Origin of the sequence: Lysinibacillus sp. FSL K6-0232, assembly GCF_038008325.1 — a bacterium.
Classification (GTDB): Bacteria; Bacillota; Bacilli; order Bacillales_A; family Planococcaceae; genus Lysinibacillus.
Genome location: NZ_JBBOYW010000001.1, coordinates 190484 through 209379 on the forward strand (window position 1 = coordinate 190484; position 18896 = coordinate 209379).

18 protein-coding genes are annotated in these 18896 nt (G+C 37.6%); 9 read left to right on the plus strand and 9 right to left on the minus strand.

Annotated features, from left to right (window positions below; all coding sequences use genetic code 11):
• The first annotated feature begins 11 nt into the window (after window positions 1–11).
• Window positions 12–272 (plus strand): metal-sensitive transcriptional regulator, encoded by a 261-nt coding sequence (locus MHB42_RS00960; RefSeq protein ID WP_053993550.1) that lies wholly within the window; start codon window positions 12–14, stop codon window positions 270–272.
• A gap of 117 nt (window positions 273–389) precedes the next feature.
• Window positions 390–1694: a transglutaminase domain-containing protein gene (locus MHB42_RS00965; RefSeq protein ID WP_340808501.1), complete on the plus strand. Its 1305-nt coding sequence runs from the start codon at window positions 390–392 to the stop codon at window positions 1692–1694.
• Window positions 1695–1717: 23 nt separating this feature from the next.
• On the opposite strand, the gene MHB42_RS00970 is transcribed toward MHB42_RS00965, so the two are convergent.
• From MHB42_RS00970 to MHB42_RS01000, 7 genes are all read right to left on the minus strand, one after another.
• A complete protein-coding gene (locus MHB42_RS00970; protein ID WP_340803881.1) occupies window positions 1718–2662 on the minus strand; it encodes an N-acetylglucosamine kinase in 945 nt (314 codons plus the stop codon).
• A complete protein-coding gene (gene argH, locus MHB42_RS00975; protein WP_340803882.1) occupies window positions 2659–4173 on the minus strand; it encodes an argininosuccinate lyase in 1515 nt (504 codons plus the stop codon). Before argH (MHB42_RS00975) ends, MHB42_RS00970 begins: the two co-directional genes overlap by 4 nt.
• A 27-nt stretch (window positions 4174–4200) precedes the next feature.
• Window positions 4201–5922 carry an ABC transporter permease gene (locus MHB42_RS00980; protein ID WP_340803884.1) on the minus strand — a complete coding sequence of 574 codons (1722 nt, stop codon included), beginning with the start codon at window positions 5920–5922 and terminating at the stop codon, window positions 4201–4203.
• Window positions 5923–5934: 12 nt separating this feature from the next.
• Window positions 5935–7005 (minus strand): ABC transporter ATP-binding protein, encoded by a 1071-nt coding sequence (locus MHB42_RS00985; RefSeq protein WP_340803885.1) that lies wholly within the window; start codon window positions 7003–7005, stop codon window positions 5935–5937.
• A gap of 85 nt (window positions 7006–7090) precedes the next feature.
• Window positions 7091–8167 carry an extracellular solute-binding protein gene (locus tag MHB42_RS00990; protein ID WP_340803887.1) on the minus strand — a complete coding sequence of 359 codons (1077 nt, stop codon included), beginning with the start codon at window positions 8165–8167 and terminating at the stop codon, window positions 7091–7093.
• Window positions 8168–8368: 201 nt separating this feature from the next.
• Window positions 8369–9280 carry an EamA family transporter gene (locus MHB42_RS00995; RefSeq protein ID WP_340803888.1) on the minus strand — a complete coding sequence of 304 codons (912 nt, stop codon included), beginning with the start codon at window positions 9278–9280 and terminating at the stop codon, window positions 8369–8371.
• A 19-nt stretch (window positions 9281–9299) separates the two neighbouring features.
• Complete coding sequence (locus MHB42_RS01000) at window positions 9300–9863, minus strand: GNAT family N-acetyltransferase (protein WP_340803889.1); 564 nt, start codon at window positions 9861–9863, stop codon at window positions 9300–9302.
• Window positions 9864–10019: 156 nt separating this feature from the next.
• On the opposite strand from MHB42_RS01000, the gene MHB42_RS01005 reads away from it, so the two are divergent.
• The 3 genes from MHB42_RS01005 (at window position 10020) to MHB42_RS01015 (ending at window position 12957) form a co-directional block, all read left to right on the plus strand.
• Window positions 10020–10967 (plus strand): carbohydrate kinase family protein, encoded by a 948-nt coding sequence (locus MHB42_RS01005; protein WP_340803890.1) that lies wholly within the window; start codon window positions 10020–10022, stop codon window positions 10965–10967.
• Window positions 10968–10985: 18 nt separating this feature from the next.
• A complete protein-coding gene (locus tag MHB42_RS01010; RefSeq protein ID WP_340803891.1) occupies window positions 10986–11417 on the plus strand; it encodes a protein-tyrosine phosphatase family protein in 432 nt (143 codons plus the stop codon).
• Between the two features lie 241 nt (window positions 11418–11658).
• Complete coding sequence (locus MHB42_RS01015; protein ID WP_340803892.1) at window positions 11659–12957, plus strand: hypothetical protein; 1299 nt, start codon at window positions 11659–11661, stop codon at window positions 12955–12957.
• Window positions 12958–13012: 55 nt separating this feature from the next.
• Here the strand turns inward: MHB42_RS01015 and argH (MHB42_RS01020) are convergent, their stop codons facing one another.
• Both argH (MHB42_RS01020) and MHB42_RS01025 read right to left on the minus strand, forming a co-directional pair.
• Entirely contained in the window at window positions 13013–14329 is a 1317-nt protein-coding gene (argH, locus tag MHB42_RS01020) for an argininosuccinate lyase (RefSeq protein WP_340803893.1), read from the minus strand.
• A gap of 4 nt (window positions 14330–14333) precedes the next feature.
• The gene (locus MHB42_RS01025) at window positions 14334–15866 is read right to left on the minus strand and encodes a Na+/H+ antiporter NhaC family protein (RefSeq protein ID WP_340803894.1); all 1533 of its coding nucleotides are present in this window, start codon (window positions 15864–15866) and stop codon (window positions 14334–14336) included.
• Window positions 15867–16158: 292 nt separating this feature from the next.
• On the opposite strand from MHB42_RS01025, the gene MHB42_RS01030 reads away from it, so the two are divergent.
• The 4 genes from MHB42_RS01030 to MHB42_RS01045 all read left to right on the plus strand — a co-directional run bounded on the left by MHB42_RS01030 (window position 16159) and on the right by MHB42_RS01045 (window position 18880).
• A complete protein-coding gene (locus MHB42_RS01030) occupies window positions 16159–16362 on the plus strand; it encodes a PLD nuclease N-terminal domain-containing protein (protein WP_340803896.1) in 204 nt (67 codons plus the stop codon).
• Complete coding sequence (locus MHB42_RS01035) at window positions 16359–17243, plus strand: ABC transporter ATP-binding protein (protein WP_340803898.1); 885 nt, start codon at window positions 16359–16361, stop codon at window positions 17241–17243. Before MHB42_RS01030 ends, MHB42_RS01035 begins: the two co-directional genes overlap by 4 nt.
• On the plus strand, window positions 17240–18022 hold the full coding sequence (locus tag MHB42_RS01040) for an ABC transporter permease (RefSeq protein ID WP_340803899.1): 783 nt from the start codon (window positions 17240–17242) through the stop codon (window positions 18020–18022). The genes MHB42_RS01035 and MHB42_RS01040 overlap by 4 nt, the downstream gene beginning before the upstream one ends.
• 153 nt (window positions 18023–18175) lie before the next feature.
• Entirely contained in the window at window positions 18176–18880 is a 705-nt protein-coding gene (locus tag MHB42_RS01045) for a CBS domain-containing protein (protein WP_340803900.1), read from the plus strand.
• Window positions 18881–18896: the final 16 nt, after the last annotated feature.

Sequence of the window (18896 nt, forward strand, 5' to 3'; positions counted from 1 at the left end):
GAGCAAAGCTTATGGAATACTCAGACCAAGTGAAAAATCGTGTGAAGCGGATGGAGGGGCAGCTACGTGGTATTTTAAAGATGATGGAGGAGGGAAAGGACTGTAAGGCAGTTATTACCCAGCTATCAGCTGTCCGCTCTGCTGTAGATCGTACAGTCGGTGTAATTGTTAGCACAAACCTATTGGAGTGTGTACAAAATGCTGAAGGCGATGGTGAAAAAATGAATGAAGCTATACAGGAAGCTGTTAATTTAGTGGTGAAAAGTCGATAATATTTTCTTGAATGAAGTAAGGCAACACTGAATCTATAATATATAAGAAGCATAAAAGGGCTTGAGAGTGAGTTCTTTATGCTTTTTTTGTATATAATGAAAGAAAGACAACTGGAGGTGAGGAGTTTGTGGAAGAAGTTAGCGATTATCGTGATGATCATTATTTTTATCGACCCTATTTATACAGTTGGGAAGACGGTTGTTCAACAAGTGAAGACATGGGTAAATAATGATGAGATCGAAACAATGCTTGTGTCAACAAAGGATAAAATTATAGATGTTACTGCTAAACTATCAGATAAAGCCTCTATCGAAACAGCTACACCAATAGAAGATGTGCATCAAGCAGAGGTAGCCCCTACAGCTCCACCAGTTCAGAAACCAGAAACAAAGCTAGTTGTGACAAATGTCAAGGAAATGGCTGATGCAATGTATGCATACTACAGTAGCTTTTCACCTACATTTGAAATTCAGTATAAGGGCAATACGCAACGAATCGAGCAAATAGTGGAAGAGGCTTATAACGATGCCATTAAACGTGATGATTATGTATACGGTCATATTAGTAAACATGCTATTCGTTTCGAGTATGGGCGGAATCAGGCAACCATTTTTGGAGAGCAAAGCTATTTAATGACGCCAGAGCAGGCTGCCTATGTGGAGATGAATGCTCAGGAGATTATCGAAAAAATCGCAAATAATGCAATAACAGATGTAGAAAAAGTGCGAGCAGTTAACGACTATATCGTTGCAAATACAGTTTATACAGAGCAAACAAATGCTAGCCCACATAGTGCCTATACAGTTCTTGCGGAGCGTGGCGGTGTATGTCAGGGCTACGCCTTACTTGCACATACAATGCTGCAAAAGCTAGGCATTGAAACAAAATATATTGTCGGCTATGTTGGTCAGGAGGGACATGCGTGGAATTTAGTAAAGCTAGATGGTGAGTGGTATCATCTCGATACAACATGGAATGATCCAGTGCCAGATCGTAAAGGGGCAATTCGCTATCAATACTTTTTAGTGGATGATCGTACAATGGCAAAAGACCATACATGGATTGCTGAGGATTACCCAAAAGCAACAAGCACCCTTTATAGCTATTACCATGATATTGATTTCCCTGCACAAGTTGGCGATCAGTTATTTTTTAGTAATATTGCTGATGATAATAAATTATATGTACTTAATATGAAAACAGGCGATACAAAGCGTGTTACAAATTCACGTGCGCAATATATTGTTTACTCGGATGGTTGGCTCTATTTTAGTAATTATTCTAAAGGGGCATACTTAACGAAGATTCGTCCTGATGGAAGTGGGGAGCAGCTACTAAATAGGGAAGATACAAAGGATTTATTTGTAAAGGATGGCTATCTTTATTTTACAACAAATGAATTAAAGAAAATGGCACTATAAGCAACAGAAAAGGGCATGACTGGTTAACAGCCATATGCCCTTTTTGTACGTTCAATTAAATAAGTGATCGGCTGATGTTGGCATAAAGCGATAGTAATATGCGGATACATAGATGTTATTTGGGCTGTAAATGTTTTGAAAATCAATGGGTTATGTTTGATAGCACCACCATTACAATAAAGTGTGAAGGGTCCACTTTGATAATCAATTTTTTTCAAAACGGCATTTGCTAGCAGTGCCAATTCATAAGCTGCTTGCTGTGATATTTCAATCGCACAGCTATCATTTTGTACTACTGCCTCTGCAACAAAGGCACCCATTTTAGCAAGCTGTGCATTTGTATAAGAAGGATGAAATAGCCATGCGGCAAGCTCTGTTACATCTTGAATACCGAGGGCATGATAGACAGCATCCTTTAAAATAGTTGGCTTGCCACGACCATCCTCCATTTTAAAAATGGCTCGTATGACCTCCTGCCCTAACCAATACCCGCTACCCTCATCACCAGCTCGATGCCCCCAGCCTCCTGCACGGACAATTTGGTTGCCATCGTAGGCATAGGCAATGGCTCCTGTCCCAGCAATTAGTAAAGCTCCTGCTTGTCCAGCTGTGACACCTAATAGGGTAGCTTCGGCATCGTTTTCAATAATAAGGGTATCAATATGTAGCTGTGTAGCAGATAATGCCTTTTGAACGATTGCTGTTACCATTTTATGATCTTTTGGGGAGTCAATCCCCGCTAATGCAAAGGTAGCCACAGCAATATGCTTAGAGGAATGCTTTTGCAAAAAGGCTTCGACGGTTGCTAAAAGCTCTTGTAATATTGCTGTAGCTGCTTCAACACCAATTGCTTGATAATTAGAGCCCCTAGTTGATGTTGTATATTGAATAGCACCAGAATCAGCATCTACAACGGCACACGCTGTTTTTGTTGCACCACCATCAATTATCAACAGCCATTTTGTCATTGATTCCATTCCTCGATAAATGTTGTTAATTGCTTTTCAGCTTCGATAATGGCGTTTTCCTTTAAACGAATCCATTCATAAAGATGGTGCGTATTTAATTTCGAGCGCTCAAGGGTTGCCTTCATTGTGGCTGGGGCAGGGCCACCTAATACTGTTCGAACACCGACAAAAGATTCTGGTTTTAAAATTTTATAAAAGTCCTCTTCCGAAAGCTTCAATTCCTTGCCTGTAATCAATTTAGATTGTGTATTTGCCAGTCCCCATGTAAGGCTTGCAAGCGACTCCTCACCATGAGCGAGTAAAACTTTAATACATTTACTAACAATGCTATGTGCTTGGCGGAATGAAATCCCCTCTGAGCGCACTAATGTATCAGCAAGCTCGGTAACATTGGCAAAGCTATTTTCTGCACGATCCCTTAATTTTTTCTTATTTACATCCATTGTGACAACAAGAGAGCCAAATAGCTTATAAATACCGATTAGACGGTCAATAGCACGCCATAAATAAGGCTGCATATCATCCTCCGTATCTACAATATCCCCGAACGGTGTATTATGCACCATTTGTAATACAGTATTTGCATCACCCACAACGGCGGATAACAGCGAACGTGTATGCTCTATTGACACTGGATTACGCTTTTGAGGCATAATCGAGCTTATTTGTACATAAGGACTTGCTAGTGTAAAAGCATTAAATTCCTGAGTAGCCCATAATAAGAAATCCTGAGATGTACGACCGAGGTTTAGTGCAGCGAGCTGTACAATACTAGCTGTTTCTGCAATATAATCTGCACCTGCTACAGCATCCCATGCATTTTCAATAATATCATCGAACGCTAGCAAATCACGCATACGCTCTCTGCTAATATTAAAGCCTGTTGTTGTTAAAGCAGCAGCACCCATACTACTGCGGTTAACTGTTTTGTAGGCATGTTGCATCCGTTCAAAATCACGCTCAAGCTGGTCGATAACAGCCTTTAAATAATGAGCAAAGGTTGTTGGCTGAGCCTGCTGCGTATGCGTATAGCCAATCATAATCGTATCAATATGCTCCTCTGCAGCAGCAATAAGATCATCACGTAATTTCAGCAATTCGTGCATTAATAATAATAATTTTTTTCTCAGTGTCATGCGATAGATGGCGATGCCCATATCATTACGGCTTCTTCCAATATGAAGATTTCCAGCAACATCACCAGCAAGCTCGATTAATTTATTTTCAATACGGAAAAATAAATCTTCATATTGGGGGTTGTAATCCTCTAAACGATAATAATTTAAGTCTAATTTTTTTAGAGCAATCCCAATTTGTTTTGCTTCATCTGCTGTCACAAGTCCTTGTTCTTCTAGCATTTTTAAATGAGCGATATTAACTTGTAGCATAATTGTTAAAAAGTTTTTCTTAGCTTCATCATAAGCTGGCTGTAAAACAATTTTACGATAGATGTTAGACGGGAATATCATCCCATCCTCCTGCTGTGTTTTGTTGCGAAAATCTTCAAACATTGTAATGGCCTCCTAACAGATTAGCAGTTATATGGCTGAGCCAGCACTGCCTTTCGATAATTTTTCAGAAATAATAAGGACAACTAAAATTAAGCAAATTTGTAAAACACCATAAGCACAGGCGGTTCCAAATTTGAATGCGTATAGTTTTTGAAATATTGCGACAGATAATGGGATAGTAGATGTACTATAAATTAAAATGGATGCAACAAACTCACCAAAGCTTTGAACAAGTGCTAATAATGTCCCTGCTAATATCCCAGTAAATGTTAAGGGCACAACAATACGTCTAAATGTATACCACCAAGTAGCACCTAAGCCGCGGGATGCTTCCTCAATGGATTGATCGAGCTGGACAAGCGAAGCGGCGGTCGATCGAAAAACAAGTGGTAAATGTCTAATAAAATAAGCTAATGGCAAAATCCAAAACGTTCCAATTAGTACTTGGTTAAAGGCAAAAATGTTTTCTGTGCTAAAGGCAGCAATTAAATTCACTGCAACAACTGTCCCTGGTAATGCCCATGGCACCATAATTAAAATATCAAGCACTGTTTTACCTTTAAAGTTTAAGCGCACCATTGCATAGGCAGCCGCAACACCGAAAAGTATATTACCGATTGTCGCGATAACCCCCATCTGAATTGAGTTCCAAATAGGACGCCATGTGCGCTCATCCGTAAAGAGTGCGATATAATGATCAAATGTGTAATCGGTAGGAAGAATTTGTGTCTTCCAAGCACCATCGACAGAAAAGGAGATGAGTATTAATACTAATATTGGTAATAGTAACATGAATGTACCAATAAAGGAGGAAATTGTTGCAAAAATTTTCATTCCTTTAGAGGAAACTTCTGAGCGATGGACACTAATTCCTTTACTAAGGTTTTGATAGTTACGTCGATTTTGATACCAGCGCATTATGATTAAAAATGTAATGGATACAAAGGATAGGATCATCGACTGTGTTGCTGCCATTTCCAAATTTCCATTTGTTCGTGATAAATAAATTTGCATTGTCATCGTACGCTCAACACCAAACATTAAGGGTGCGGTATACGAAGCCATTGAAATCATAAATACTAATAGAGAAGATGCGACAATGGACGGGGTCAGCATTGGTAAAATAACCTTTGTCCATACGCGAATACGCCCCGCACCTAAACTTGTTGCAGCTTCTTCTAAAGCAGGGTCAAGCCCCTTAATTGCAGCAGAAGCGGTTAAATAGAAATAGGTATACATTGTAAAGGTGTGAACAACAATAACGCCCCAAATCCCTTTTAAGGAAAATGGTACATGGTCTAAACCAAATAACTGCTGAAAGAAACGTGGGAAAATACCGCTATCTCCATATAAAAATGAAAAGGACAGTACACCTACAAGGGGAGGGAGCGCCATAGGGACTAATACTAAAATAGAAAGTATTCGCCTTCCCGGGAAATTATAGCGTTCAAGTAGAAACGCCATCGTTACGCCAACAATGGCACAACTTATAACACTAATAATAGATATATAAACACTGGTCCATAAAGCCTCTAAATTTGCTGGACTTGCAATATCAAAAAACTTTTTATAATGAAAGAATGGCTCATCACCAGCAAAGCTTTGGATAAAGGTTTGATAGAAAGGATAAACGACATAGGCGAACAGCACTAAAAATAATGGTGCTATTAAAATATACACAAACCAATTGGAATAAAAAATCCGTGTCCATCTACTTTCGCTAGAGGCATTGGCAGACTGTTTTTCCATACTGGCTTCCTCCTATTCCCCTAAAAAATACAGTGAATCATAAGCAATATTGATAGTTATATCTTCACCGATATTTTTTATTTGGTCATAAGAATGAATAATCATTACTTTAAGTGAGAACGCCGTAAAATCTACAATATAATTAACACTTATCCCAGTAAACTCTACAAAGGTAATTTTCCCTGTTAGTGTGTTATCACCAGTTCCTAAATAGATGGATTCTGGACGAATCGAAATAAATACCTTGTTTCCAATCATATGCGTTAAAGCTGGAGAGCTTTGTTGTTTTCGCCCAGTGAAAACAAGTCCGTTTGCTGTGGTAACTTGTATATCCTCATCATCGATTGCCTTAATTGTACCTTCAATTAAATTTGTTTCACCAATGAAATTAGCAACAAAGCGATTGATAGGTCGATGATAAATTTCCTGAGGTGTGCCAATTTGCTTAATATCGCCATTTTCCATCACCATAATACGATCTGACATTGACATGGCCTCCATTTGGTCATGAGTAACATAAATCGTAGTAATACCTAGCTCAGCTTGGATACGTTTGATTTCAACACGTGTTTCCTCACGTAGCTTTGCATCTAAGTTGGATAAAGGCTCATCAAGCAATAAAATATCTGGCTCAATCACTAAAGCTCTTGCTAAGGCTACTCGCTGCTGTTGACCACCAGAAAGCTCATTAATTTTTCGCTTACCGTAATCGGCTAGATGTACTTGTCCTCTAATACGGTCAACCTTGTGCTGAATCTCTGCCTTTGAAAGTTTGCGTACTTGTAAGCCAAATGCAATATTCTCATCAACAGTCATATGCGGGAAAAGGGCATAATTTTGAAATACCATACCGATATTGCGTTTATTTGGCGGAAGTCGTGTAACATCGCGCGTATCAAAAAGAATTTTTCCATTGGTAGGGTAGTAAAAGCCAGCAATCATTCGTAAGGTCGTTGTTTTTCCACAGCCGCTAGGACCAAGAAATGTAAAGAACTCGCCTGCCTTTATCTCAAGATTTAAATTTTTTACACCATATACCTGACCAAATTGCTTAGAAACATTGTCGATATTGACACTTTTCAATCATAAGCTCCTCTCCAACAAAGAATTAGGGGATGATACAGAAAGGTAAAAATTCGCTAACAAAGCCGAATTTTTACCGAATTGCTTATTTCCCGCGTCCTTTAATATTGTTATCCCAATATTCCATCCACTTAGTTTCTTTGTCGGACATTTGCTGCCAATCAATATCAAATGTTGTTAAATTTAATTCCTGATACCATTCTGGCATGGAAGACTTATCAATATCAGAACGTGTTGGAATTTGATAATAATCATTTGCTAGTTGTGTTACCATGTCTTTTTCAAATAAAAACTCTACAAATAGCTGCGCATTCTCAAGGTTTTTCGCATTGTTTACAACTGCTACACCATCAACTAAAATAGGTGCACCACTTTTAGGGTAAATATAATCAAAAGGATAATCTGTTGTATATTTCTTTAATAAAATATCTTGCAGGTTCCATAACGATACACTGCCTTCCTGACGTGTAAGCTTTAAGTACAATGCATTAGGGTCTTGTGTATATTCCTTTGTATTGGCATCTAATTGCAGTAGCCAATCATAGCCCTTTTCAGGAGAATTAGCATCTTGTCGTACAATCATTGAGGAGTAAATTGTTCGCATTGTCCCTGATGCAAGCACGCCACGGATTAAAATTTGATCCTTCCACTTAGGGTCAAGCAGCTCATCCCAATCCTGTGGTCCCGTTTCCTTTGTGAGTACATCGCTATTAATCATAATCACCTCAGGCAGCAACATTTCCCCAAACCAGCGTCCAGCGGCATCTTTATGGTCAGGCTCGATAGCGTCGATAAAACTAGGCTGCCAGCTGTGCAATAAATCCTCATTTGCCCCAACAATTAAAGCAGATTGTGTACCACCCCACCAAAAGTCAGCCTGTGGATTAGCCTTTTCACCACGTAAGCGTTCTAAAATTTGCTGAGCGCCCATTGTTAAATACTCTACTTCAATGTCTGGATACTTTTCATTAAACTGAGCGATCACCTTTTGCACCATTTCCTCGTCACGCCCCGTGTAGATGACGAGCTTGCCAGAAGGTGTTGTAGCTGCTACCTCTTTTTTGTCATTATTTGTAGAATTTTTACTATCATTCGAACTACAGGCAGCCACCAGCATAAGCATCAACACAAGGAAAAAACTAAGAAGGCGTATTTTTTTCATTATATTCCCCTTTCTTAAAGTAAGGTACTTGCATATTGCAGTATAATACGAAGGGAGAATATTAATGTTAGAATTATTAAAAAAATTACATTCAACTTCATCATAACGAAGGCTATTATCGTTAGCAACGACATTTCAGTAAAATTCAAAAAAGCTCCTTAAAAAGGATTTTTCCATTTTTAAGGAGCTTTTTATTATTCGTTAATGTGCCTCTAATAAATTATTTTTTTGTCGACGTTGGGCAACAATTGTCGGTAGCATCATGCCTACAAGTACAAAAACAATCCCAATAATTTGTAAAATTGTTAAAGGCTCATGTAGCACAATAACCGAAACTGTAACTGCCACTGGCAATTCAATGGCACTTAGAATCGATGCAAGAGCGCCACCAATTTTAGGGATAGCAATAGAGAATAAATAAATCGGCAAAATAATACCGAACAGACCTAGTGCTAGTCCAAATTTCCATAAGCCATGAATAAATAATTGACCATTCCAAATAATTTCAGGGCTAAGGAAAATACTAATCATAATCAGAGCGACAAAGGAAACAATTAGCACCCTTGATGTTGTTGTGACACCCTCTACAGGTCGAGAGTTAAATTGAATAAAGCAAGCAAAGGTTACAGCAGCCGCAAAGCCAAATAGCCAGCCTTGGAGCGGAATGCCGCTTAAGTCTACATTTAAAACACCTGCCGCTAAAATAGTGCCTGCAAATAAAATAATAAGAGAAATGACCTCAGCTCGGCTTGGCCATCTTCTATGTAGCGCACAGTCGATTAGTAGACCAATCCATGTAAATTGAAACAGCATTACCACTGCAAGAGATGCAGGTAAATATTTCAATGATTCACCATAAACAATGCCTGTTGTTCCAGTAAAAATACCTGACCAAATTAAAATCAATAAGCCACTTTTAGAGGGCCTTGGTAACTGTCTTTGTGTCACAATAAAAATAAACACAATCAGCATAAAGCCAATAATATATTGACTTGATACAGCCTCTGCTGATGTAAAGCCATGCTGCATAGCTACTTTAATAATGGTTGATAAAATACCATAGCTACTAGAGGCAATGACAATCAAAAGAGGATAAATAAAATTTGTTTTCATAGATTTATGTTGTCACTTTCTAAAACTGTTTCACCATATGATGAAAAGGTTCATCAATAATGAACCATGGCTCTGTAATGACAAAGCCTAATCGTTCATAAAGACGGCGAGCATCTTCTTTTTCGATTTCAACATTTAATGATAGCTTTGTATAGCCTCGTTGCTTTGTTAGCTCCTCTGCAAATTGCAATAATAATGTACCAATACCTTTCCCGCGCGCTGCTGGTGCTACACAAACTGTATCAATATAGGCTTCATCCTCATGAGCCTCACGATCAATTACAATGGATGGAGCATTTTTTGCTGCTAGCCATTGCACAAGCTTAGCGTCCATTTCAATGGCATGTGCACCATAATAATAAACAAGAATTCCTAATATTTGTTCATCTTCAGTAGCAACAAAGGTATTTAAGTATGAGTGTCGATTGTCCTCACGTTGAAAAAGAATTGTTAGTTCCCGTATAACAGCTTCCGCTGATTGCTCGCCAGTTAAGCGATTAGCAATATCGCCAATGGCATCGATAATTAAAGGCACAACGGCATGGGCATCTTGTGGTTGCGCTTGTCGAATTGTAATAGTCATCTTGAACATCCCTACCTTCCTATAGGCAAGTATAACAAAGATAGAGGATGACTCAAGTTTTCCAGCTTGTTATAAAAAAATGCCAAAAGTAAAAACCTTTATAGAATGACAATTTTCGTGGTAATCTATAATGACTAGACTTTCAGGAGGCCAATCATGACAAAGCAAGATAAGGAATTTATATTAGTCTATGGAGATGCTTTTATTGACTATATTGCTGATGATGTTACAAATACATCATTTACTAAATATATGGGAGGTGCAACCGTAAATGTTGCAGCAGGAATTAGCCGCATTGGTGCGCCTTCCGCATTAATTACCATTACAGGAGATGACGAAGGCTCACAATTTGTGCGCGATGGACTTGCACAAGAGGGTGTAAAGCTAGATTATGCCGTATTTCATCCAGCTAAGCGTGTTAGTGGGGTTTATGTGCATTTAACAGAGGCATGTGAGCGTATTTTTAAAGATTATGTGGATGAAACACCAGATTTACAAGTTGAATCAACACAATTAAATGAAGAGGCCTTTAAGCATGCCTCTGCTTTAACAGTATGCTCAGGCACAATGTTCCATCCAACAGCACTTGCTACAACACAAGCTGCTGTAGACATGGCTAAGGATAAGGGAGCGATTATTGCAATGGATGCCAATATTCGCCCGTTACGCTGGAGCAGCGAGGAAATTTGCCGCGAAACGGTGACATCATTTTTTGAGGATGTCGATATTCTAAAGGTTACGGATGATGAATTATTTTTCTTAACAGAAACAACTAGCTTAGAGGAAGGTATTGCTCAGTTAAGCAGCTATTTAGTGCCTATTATTTTAGTAACAGTAGGGGAAAATGGCACATATGCCGTGCTAAATGGTGAGGTTATCCATGTGCCAACAGAAAAAGTAGTGCCTGTAGATACAACAGGCGCTGGAGATGCATTTATGGCAGGGGTATTACGCGATATTCACTATAACGGTTTACCTACAACAAAAGAGGAGCTTGTGCGTTGTACAAGCTTTGGCAATAAATTAGGTGCTTTAGCGGCGACAAAAGCAGGTGCATTGACGGCACTACCATACTATCAAGATATTAAGCATTTACTAAAATAACCTTAGAGGTGTATAAAAATGGAGAAAAACTATGATGTTTTAGTAAAAGACAAAATATTTTTTGGCGGTGCAAAAGATGCAGAAGCAGCCTTCGAACAAGAAGCCGTTGATATTGTAATAGATGTACGTGTTAACGGACTGTCATCACAGGAGCAAGAGGTAGCTTCTTATTCTTACAAGCATCTACCTATTGCGGATGAGGATATCGCTGTTGCCTCTTCGATTGAAAAAGTCGCGAAGGAAATTGCTTCAGCCTATAAAGAAGGACAGAAGGTATATATTCATTGTGGAAGTGGTGGGGGACGTGCAGGCGTAGCAGCAACAGCTACATTAATAGAGCTAGGAATGGCACAGTCATTAGAGGAAGCAGGGGCCGCAGTCAAGAAAGCCCGCCCACAAGTAACAATTCGCCCAAAAATGGAGAAAGCTTTACAGGAATTGTATAAATAGACAATAAGATGTGCCAGTCAATGGTGCATCTTTTTTATCTTGGTTCAGCAAATTATTTTTGTATCAAAAGCGAAGCATCAGCAGCAGATGTTTTATGTACTGAAAGCATTAGCAACAGATATAATTATGCTGGGGCGTAATTGATAAGCAGTATTCAACAATGAATAGCCTTTTTGCTCATTTAAGGGGATAATGGTACAGTAAAAATATCGTACTTATGTAAGAATAAAGGGGTGGAAATATGTTTACAGTCGGCGTTGTAGGCTCTGCAACATCCGTCCATAAAGTTATCTCAATTGCACAAAACTTAGACCTTAAAGCACATTTTATTTCACTACCATATACAAACTTCCAAGAAACAAAAGAAATTATTCAAGCACATGATCATGAAGTAGATTTTTGGTTTCCAACGGGGCAGCTTCCGTATGCCATTGCCCAAGAGAGTTTGCAAACAGGTGAATATTTAATACCAATACAAAACAATGAGGCAAGCCTATATAAAGCATTTTTAGAAGCTGCCTATAACTCCAATGTCTTTTTAAAACAACTAAGTGTAGATGAGATGGCTGAACATATATTAGAAGATGCACTTATGCAATTGAATATTCCCTCAGCTAATATTTACTTAAAAATCTATGACACTACAACGACAACAGAAGAATTGATTGATTTCCATCAAAAGCTATGGGAAGAAGGAAAAACATGTGGAGCTATTACGAGCTTTGAAGGCGTATATCGAGAGTTAAAACAAGCAGGCATCCCTGTTTATTGGTATTCCATTAGTCATTCTGAGATTATTCACGCGTGTAAAATGTTAGAGGAGAAAATAAAAACATCCTTCTTCAAAGATACACAAATAGGTGTATGTATTATCGACGTTGAGGATGTTGATGCGACAATTTTGCCAACAAACCCTTACGCACAACAATATCAAGCACTACAAATCAAAGAGGTACTTATTAATTTATGTGAGCATGTAGATGGGCTGCTAACTGAAAAGGGAGATAATAGTTATCTAATCGCTAGTACGCGTGGGGCAATTGAGAAAAATATGCAAACTTTGCGACAAAAAATCCATGAATTAAAGCTACTATCTGATAAACGAATTATTACAGGCATTGGTTATGGTGAAACAGCATTAGCAGCTGAGGTAAATGCAGCTTTAGCCAACCAGCATTCAAAGCAAAATGAGCAAAATGAAGTGTATATTATTCAAGAGGATGGTTCAGTTATTGAGCATCTTGGCAATAATAAAGAGCTTATTTATTTGAATAAACTATTAGACACACCTTCTGTTGAAGCATTGAAGGAAGCAAATATAAGTATGCGAACATATAACCGTATAAAGGCATTATTATTAAAATTAGGAACAGATCATTTTACAACACTTGATTTAACGAACCATTTACATATAGAAAATCGTAACGCACGCCGTATCGTTACAAATTTAAGCAAGGCAGGGCTTATTGAATGCATTGGTGAATCTACACATCATGTCAAAGGACGCCCACGTAAAGTCTATCGTTTTACTCAAAAATAACCAGATGATAATTTAAAAAGCGCTTAGCATAATGGAAATGCTAAAGCGCTTTGCTTTATCGTAAATGAACCTTAGTTCCTTTGCTTAAAATACTATGATAATCAATGTAATCATAAATATCTGATTGAATAGTATCACTAAATTGCTGAAGCTCTTGTAATGTAAGGTCCTCTATACCTTTATTATGATCCTCACAATAAATAACTACTTTCCCAACAATACTATGTGCATCTCTAAATGGTGTACCTGCCTTTACTAAATAATCAGCAAGCTCTGTTGCATTAAGGAAGCCTTTTTTTACAGATGCATACATATTCTCCTCATTGACCTTTAATGTACGAATCATTTCCGTCATAATTTTTAATGAGGCAAGCGTTGTATCAATCGCATAGAAGAATGATTCCTTTTCTTCCTGCATATCTTTATTGTATGTTAATGGAATACCTTTCATAATCGTAAAAATGGAGAATAATGCGCCATATACTTTCCCTGTTTTTCCACGAATTAATTCTGCTGCATCAGGATTTTTCTTTTGTGGCATAATGCTACTACCTGTTGCGTAAGCATCATCAATTTCAATAAACTTAAATTCTTGACTGCACCATAAAATTAATTCTTCACTCATGCGGCTTAGATGCATCATAATAATTGAAAAATCAGATGTTAATTCAAGTACATAATCTCGCTCACTAACACCATCCATAAAGTTATCTACAGGCTTTTTAAAACCAAGCTCTTGTGTTGTAATTGTGCGGTCGATATTATGTGTTGTGCCAGCGAGTGCGCCACAGCCAAGCGGATTTTCATTTAATATTTCAAGTGCATTTTGTACACGTTTTTGGTCACGGTCTAACATGTGATAGTAAGCCATTAAATGATGCTTAAATGTAACGACCTGTGCTCTTTGTAGATGTGTATAGCCAGGCATAATATATGGATTAGCCTCTGCTTTTTCCTTTAATGCATACTTAAAGGCTTCAATGGCTTGGACAACTTCAAGTGCCTTTTTACGTGCATACATCCTTGTGTCTACTGCTGTTTGATCATTACGGCTCCGTGCTGTATGAAGCTTTTTCCCAACATCACCAATGCGTTGAATTAAATTCATTTCTACAAAGCTATGAATATCCTCGTAATCACCTTTAATCGGCAATATACCATTTTCAATATCTTCTAAAATACTCTTTAGACCATCTGTAATAATCTCACCTTCTGCTTCAGAAATAATATCACACTGTGCAAGCATTTTTACATGCGCTAAGCTCCCAGTAATATCCTCAAAATAAAGTCGTTGGTCAATTGCTAATGAGCTATTAAATTCCTCCATTAAATGATTTTCTTCATTGCGAAAGCGTCCGCCCCAAAGCTTCATACCTTTAAACCTCCTCTAATTGTTGCTTTCTCTCTTTATTTCGTGCAAATCTACCTAAAATAATCGTACCGATAATCATTAAAATAATCGCTAATACTGCTGTATAAACGCTCTCATATACACCTGCAACTAAAAATGCTATTAATGTAATACATGCATTAAATAACGCAATTGGAATTTGTGTTTTATTATGATCAACATGGTCACAGCCAGCACCTGTTGAAGATAAAATTGTTGTATCGGAAATTGGTGAACAATGGTCGCCAAAAATTCCTCCTGAAATTACTGCTCCAATAGCGATATAAACTGAAATATCCATATGATAGGCTAACGGAATTGCCAGCGGTAGCATAATGGCAAATGTGCCCCAAGATGTCCCACAAGCAAAGGACATAATTGCGCCAAGAATAAAAATAATAGCTGGGATTAACATCACTGGAATGGCTCCATCCATGACACGTACTAAATAGTTAGCTGTTCCCAATTGCTCTAATACCGTACCTAATGACCATGCCAGTACAAGAATAATGACAATATCCATCATGCGGCGCATACCTGATACATAAATATCAAATGCTTCAATAAACTTTTTAACTTTATAAATAACCATTAAAGCAATTAACACCATTGCAGCTACTAAATATGAAATACTTAATGCTACCCTAAAGTCGCCACCTGGCACTTGTTTAAATGGGAAGCCCAATGGAATTAATTGTCCAAATAGCATTACAAGCAATACAAATATTGGAACTAATACTAGGCTTGCTTTACTTTTTGTTTCCAGATATTCATTCATCGCCTCTGTTTTACGTAATGGCTTTGAGTGTGCCCAATAAATTTCGCCTGTTTCTTCAATGCGTCGGTCTGCCTTACGCATAGGGCCGAATTCAGATTTTGTTAACAGCATAATGGGCACAATTAGTACTGCTAGCATTGGATAGATGTAGAATGGTAAAGCATTCATAAAGGCATCCCAATCCGACTCTTTAACACCTAAACGCTCGTACTCCTTGCTAATAAGCCCCATAATATAAACACCCCAGCCAATGAATGGAATCATTACTGCTACTGGAGATGCTGTAGAATCAATAATCCATGCAAGCTTTTCACGAGAGGCTTTGAGTTTATCAAAAATAGGCTCAAAAACAGGACCTATAATTAACGGTGTTCCTAAATCTGAGAAGAAAATAATAATACCGCCAACCCATGCAGACAATTGTGCACTAATTTTTGTCCGAATAAATATTGAAATTTTCTCAGCAAATGCTCCTGCGCCACCTGATTTCTCCATTAAGGCAACGAATCCGCCGATAAATACAAGCAGTGCTAGAACAGCCGCATTATAACTATCTGTCGATTGAACAAAAATATAATCACCGACAATAGATTTCACAGCCTTTAAGACATTACCGTTTAATAGAATCAATATCCCTGTAAAAGCGCCTAAAAATAATGAGATAATTACATTCCTTGTGATAAATGCTAAAGCAATCGCAACCACGGGTGGAATAATCGAAATTAATCCGAATGTTTCCATATATACGCCTCCTTTGATTTATGAGTATTTACTAGAAGTAAAGGTTTCATTAAAGGGTATTTACCCTTTAATTATCCTTTATTATAATTGCGCTTTATTTAATTTACAATCTATTCTGAAAAAAATAATTCTGTTGCTATAACAGATTACTGGATAGCCTATTTAAAGTGGCGGATAGGATCATTAAATCAACGGATAGAATGCCAAAGTTAACGGATTTACCATATTTGTTATATACATATTAGAACAAAATTGTTATATTAAATGTATAACAAAAAATGAGGTGATTTGTATGATGGAGGAGTTAGCAAAGGTTCCATGGGCGATAATAGCACCAATAATCGTTGTGCAACTTATTTTAATGATTGTTGCATTAATTGATTTACGTAAAATTCACGCAACAAATGGACCTAAAGTTTTATGGGTGTTTATTATTATCTTTGCCAATCTTATAGGCTCTATTGCGTACTTTATAGCGGGGAGAAAGCAATCATGACAACATTACTTCAAGTCACAGGTTTAACAAAGCAATTTGCAGAGCACAAAGTCGTAGATAATGTGCATTTTATGTTAGAAGAAAAAACTTCAACAGCATTAATAGGTCCTAATGGTGCTGGGAAAACAACAACATTGTCCATGTTAACAGGGCTGTTAAAGCCGACTGTTGGCAGTGTTGAGATGCTTGCAGGTGATTTACGCACAAATATAGGGTTTTTACCGCAATATCCTCAGTTTCATCCTTGGCTGAGTGGATTGGAGTTTACGGAAATGGCTGCGAGGCTAAATGGTGTAGCAGCAAAAAGGGCAAAATTAGAGGCACAAAAAACATTAGAATTTGTTGGCTTAGGAAATGCTCAGCATAAAAAAATTGCCATATTTTCTGGTGGCATGAAGCAACGTCTTGGTATTGCTCAGGCAATTGTGCATAAGCCTAAATTATTGTTATTAGATGAGCCTGTATCAGCATTAGACCCAGTTGGACGTCGAGAGGTGCTAGATTTACTAAAAGGGTTACAGCAAGAAACAACGATTTTATATTCAACGCATATTTTAAATGATGCAGAAGAAATGACAGATCAACTATTATTTTTACAACATGGCAGACTGGTGGAGCAGGGAACATTACATGAGGTACGACAACGCTTTGATGAGTCGAATTATATGATTGAATTTAGTACAGAGCAAGAGGCACAGCTTTTTGCAGGTCCATCTGATAATGTCAAAGGCTATTATGTTTTTGTAAAAATTATTAATGAGGAGCCAACAATGAAGGAGCTGCTTCAGCGTTTAAGTAAGTGTCCTTATACAATACGAAAAGTGGAAAGGCAAACAGCATCCTTAGAAGAAATTTTTATGAAGGTGGCGAAAAAAGCATGAGGGGATTTAATGTGTTGCTACAAAAGGAATTTAGAGAGGCATGGCGTAGCTGGAAATTTCTATGGATACCCCTTGTCTTTGCTTTGCTTGGAATGAGTGATCCACTAACAAATTATTATATGATGGATATTTTAAAGGCTGTTGGAAATGTCCCTGAAGGCTTTGAAATGCTTATGCCTGAATTAATGCCAGTTGATTTACTACAAGCTTCTATTAGTCAATTTCAAACGATTGGCTTGCTTGTGATGATGGCTGTCTTTGTTGGTACAATTAGTAAAGAACGAGCAAGTGGTATGGCAACATTATTATATGTACGCCCCATTTCATTTAGTGCTTATTTTCTCAGCAAGTTTATTGTTATGAGTACAATAAGCTTGGTAAGCATTTTAGCTGGCTTTACAGCAAGCGTATACTACACAAATATTTTATATGGAACATTAGATATTGGCTTATTACTCGCAGGCTTTCTTACGTATTATATATGGCTATTATTTGTAATAGCTGTAGCATTGATGATGAGTGCTAGCTTTAAAACTGTTATTGCTACTACATGTGCATTTACACTTATTTTTCTAGGGCAAATAGTAGATATGATTGTAGGAATTTTCTGGACAATATCTCCTTGGAAGCTAGCAAGCTACGGCACATTACTAATTCGAGGGACAATGGAAATGTCTAATTATTGGTGGAGCCTTTCGATTACTATAGTCCTGACAATGCTCTGCATTGGCATTGGAATCTTAATGATGAAAAGAAATGCCTCAATGGTGAAAATTTAAGAAGATGAGGCGAGGAAAATCCATTCAATAGGATTTTCCTCGCTTTTTTCTAGTTAAAACTTCCTTGGATTATCCATTATATAGACATATAATGTAGCTATAGCTCGAAATTTGTCAAATAACTCGGAAAATATAAAAAGAAGGTGCATAAAATTGGGGACAAGAAACTCTGATCGTTTCCTAACAGCGTTTAACCGAATAGACCATAGACTTAGAGATATTGTTGGTGTAAAGGATTTTATGCCCTTTTCACGTCTGATTGAACAGGCTAAGAGGAAGGATGTGCTGGTAAAGAAATATGAAGATGATTTACGTTCCTATGCAGACTTGCGCAATGCAATTGTGCATCATCGTACGTCTTTAAATTATGTGATTGCAGAGCCACATCTGGATGTAGTAGAAAGAATTGAATACATAGACGCTACCTTAGCGAAGCCAACACTTGTTGGACAGATGTTCTGTAAAAGGGTACTTGCTTTCCAAGAAAATGATTCCCTCAAACAAGTGTTAAAGGTAATACGTCAACGTAAATATACACAGTTTCCTGTTTATCATAACAAGCAATTTAGAGGGCTTATTACTACAGTAGGTATTACAAATTGGCTGGCATCCACAATGGGCGGCAACCAATTGCCAAATAAGGTTCCAACATTGCATGATATTTTAATACATGAGAAAAATAGGGTGAATTATAAATTTATCAGTAGGTATATAACGATTTATGAGGCGGAGGAGATTTTCAAGCAAGGGGTTGAAAGAGGGAAGCGCTTTGAGGCATTATTAATAACGGAACATGGCAAACCACATCAAAAATTAATTGGTATTATTACGCCATTAGATATTGTAAAGGTAGACTAACAAAAGTCGAGACAAC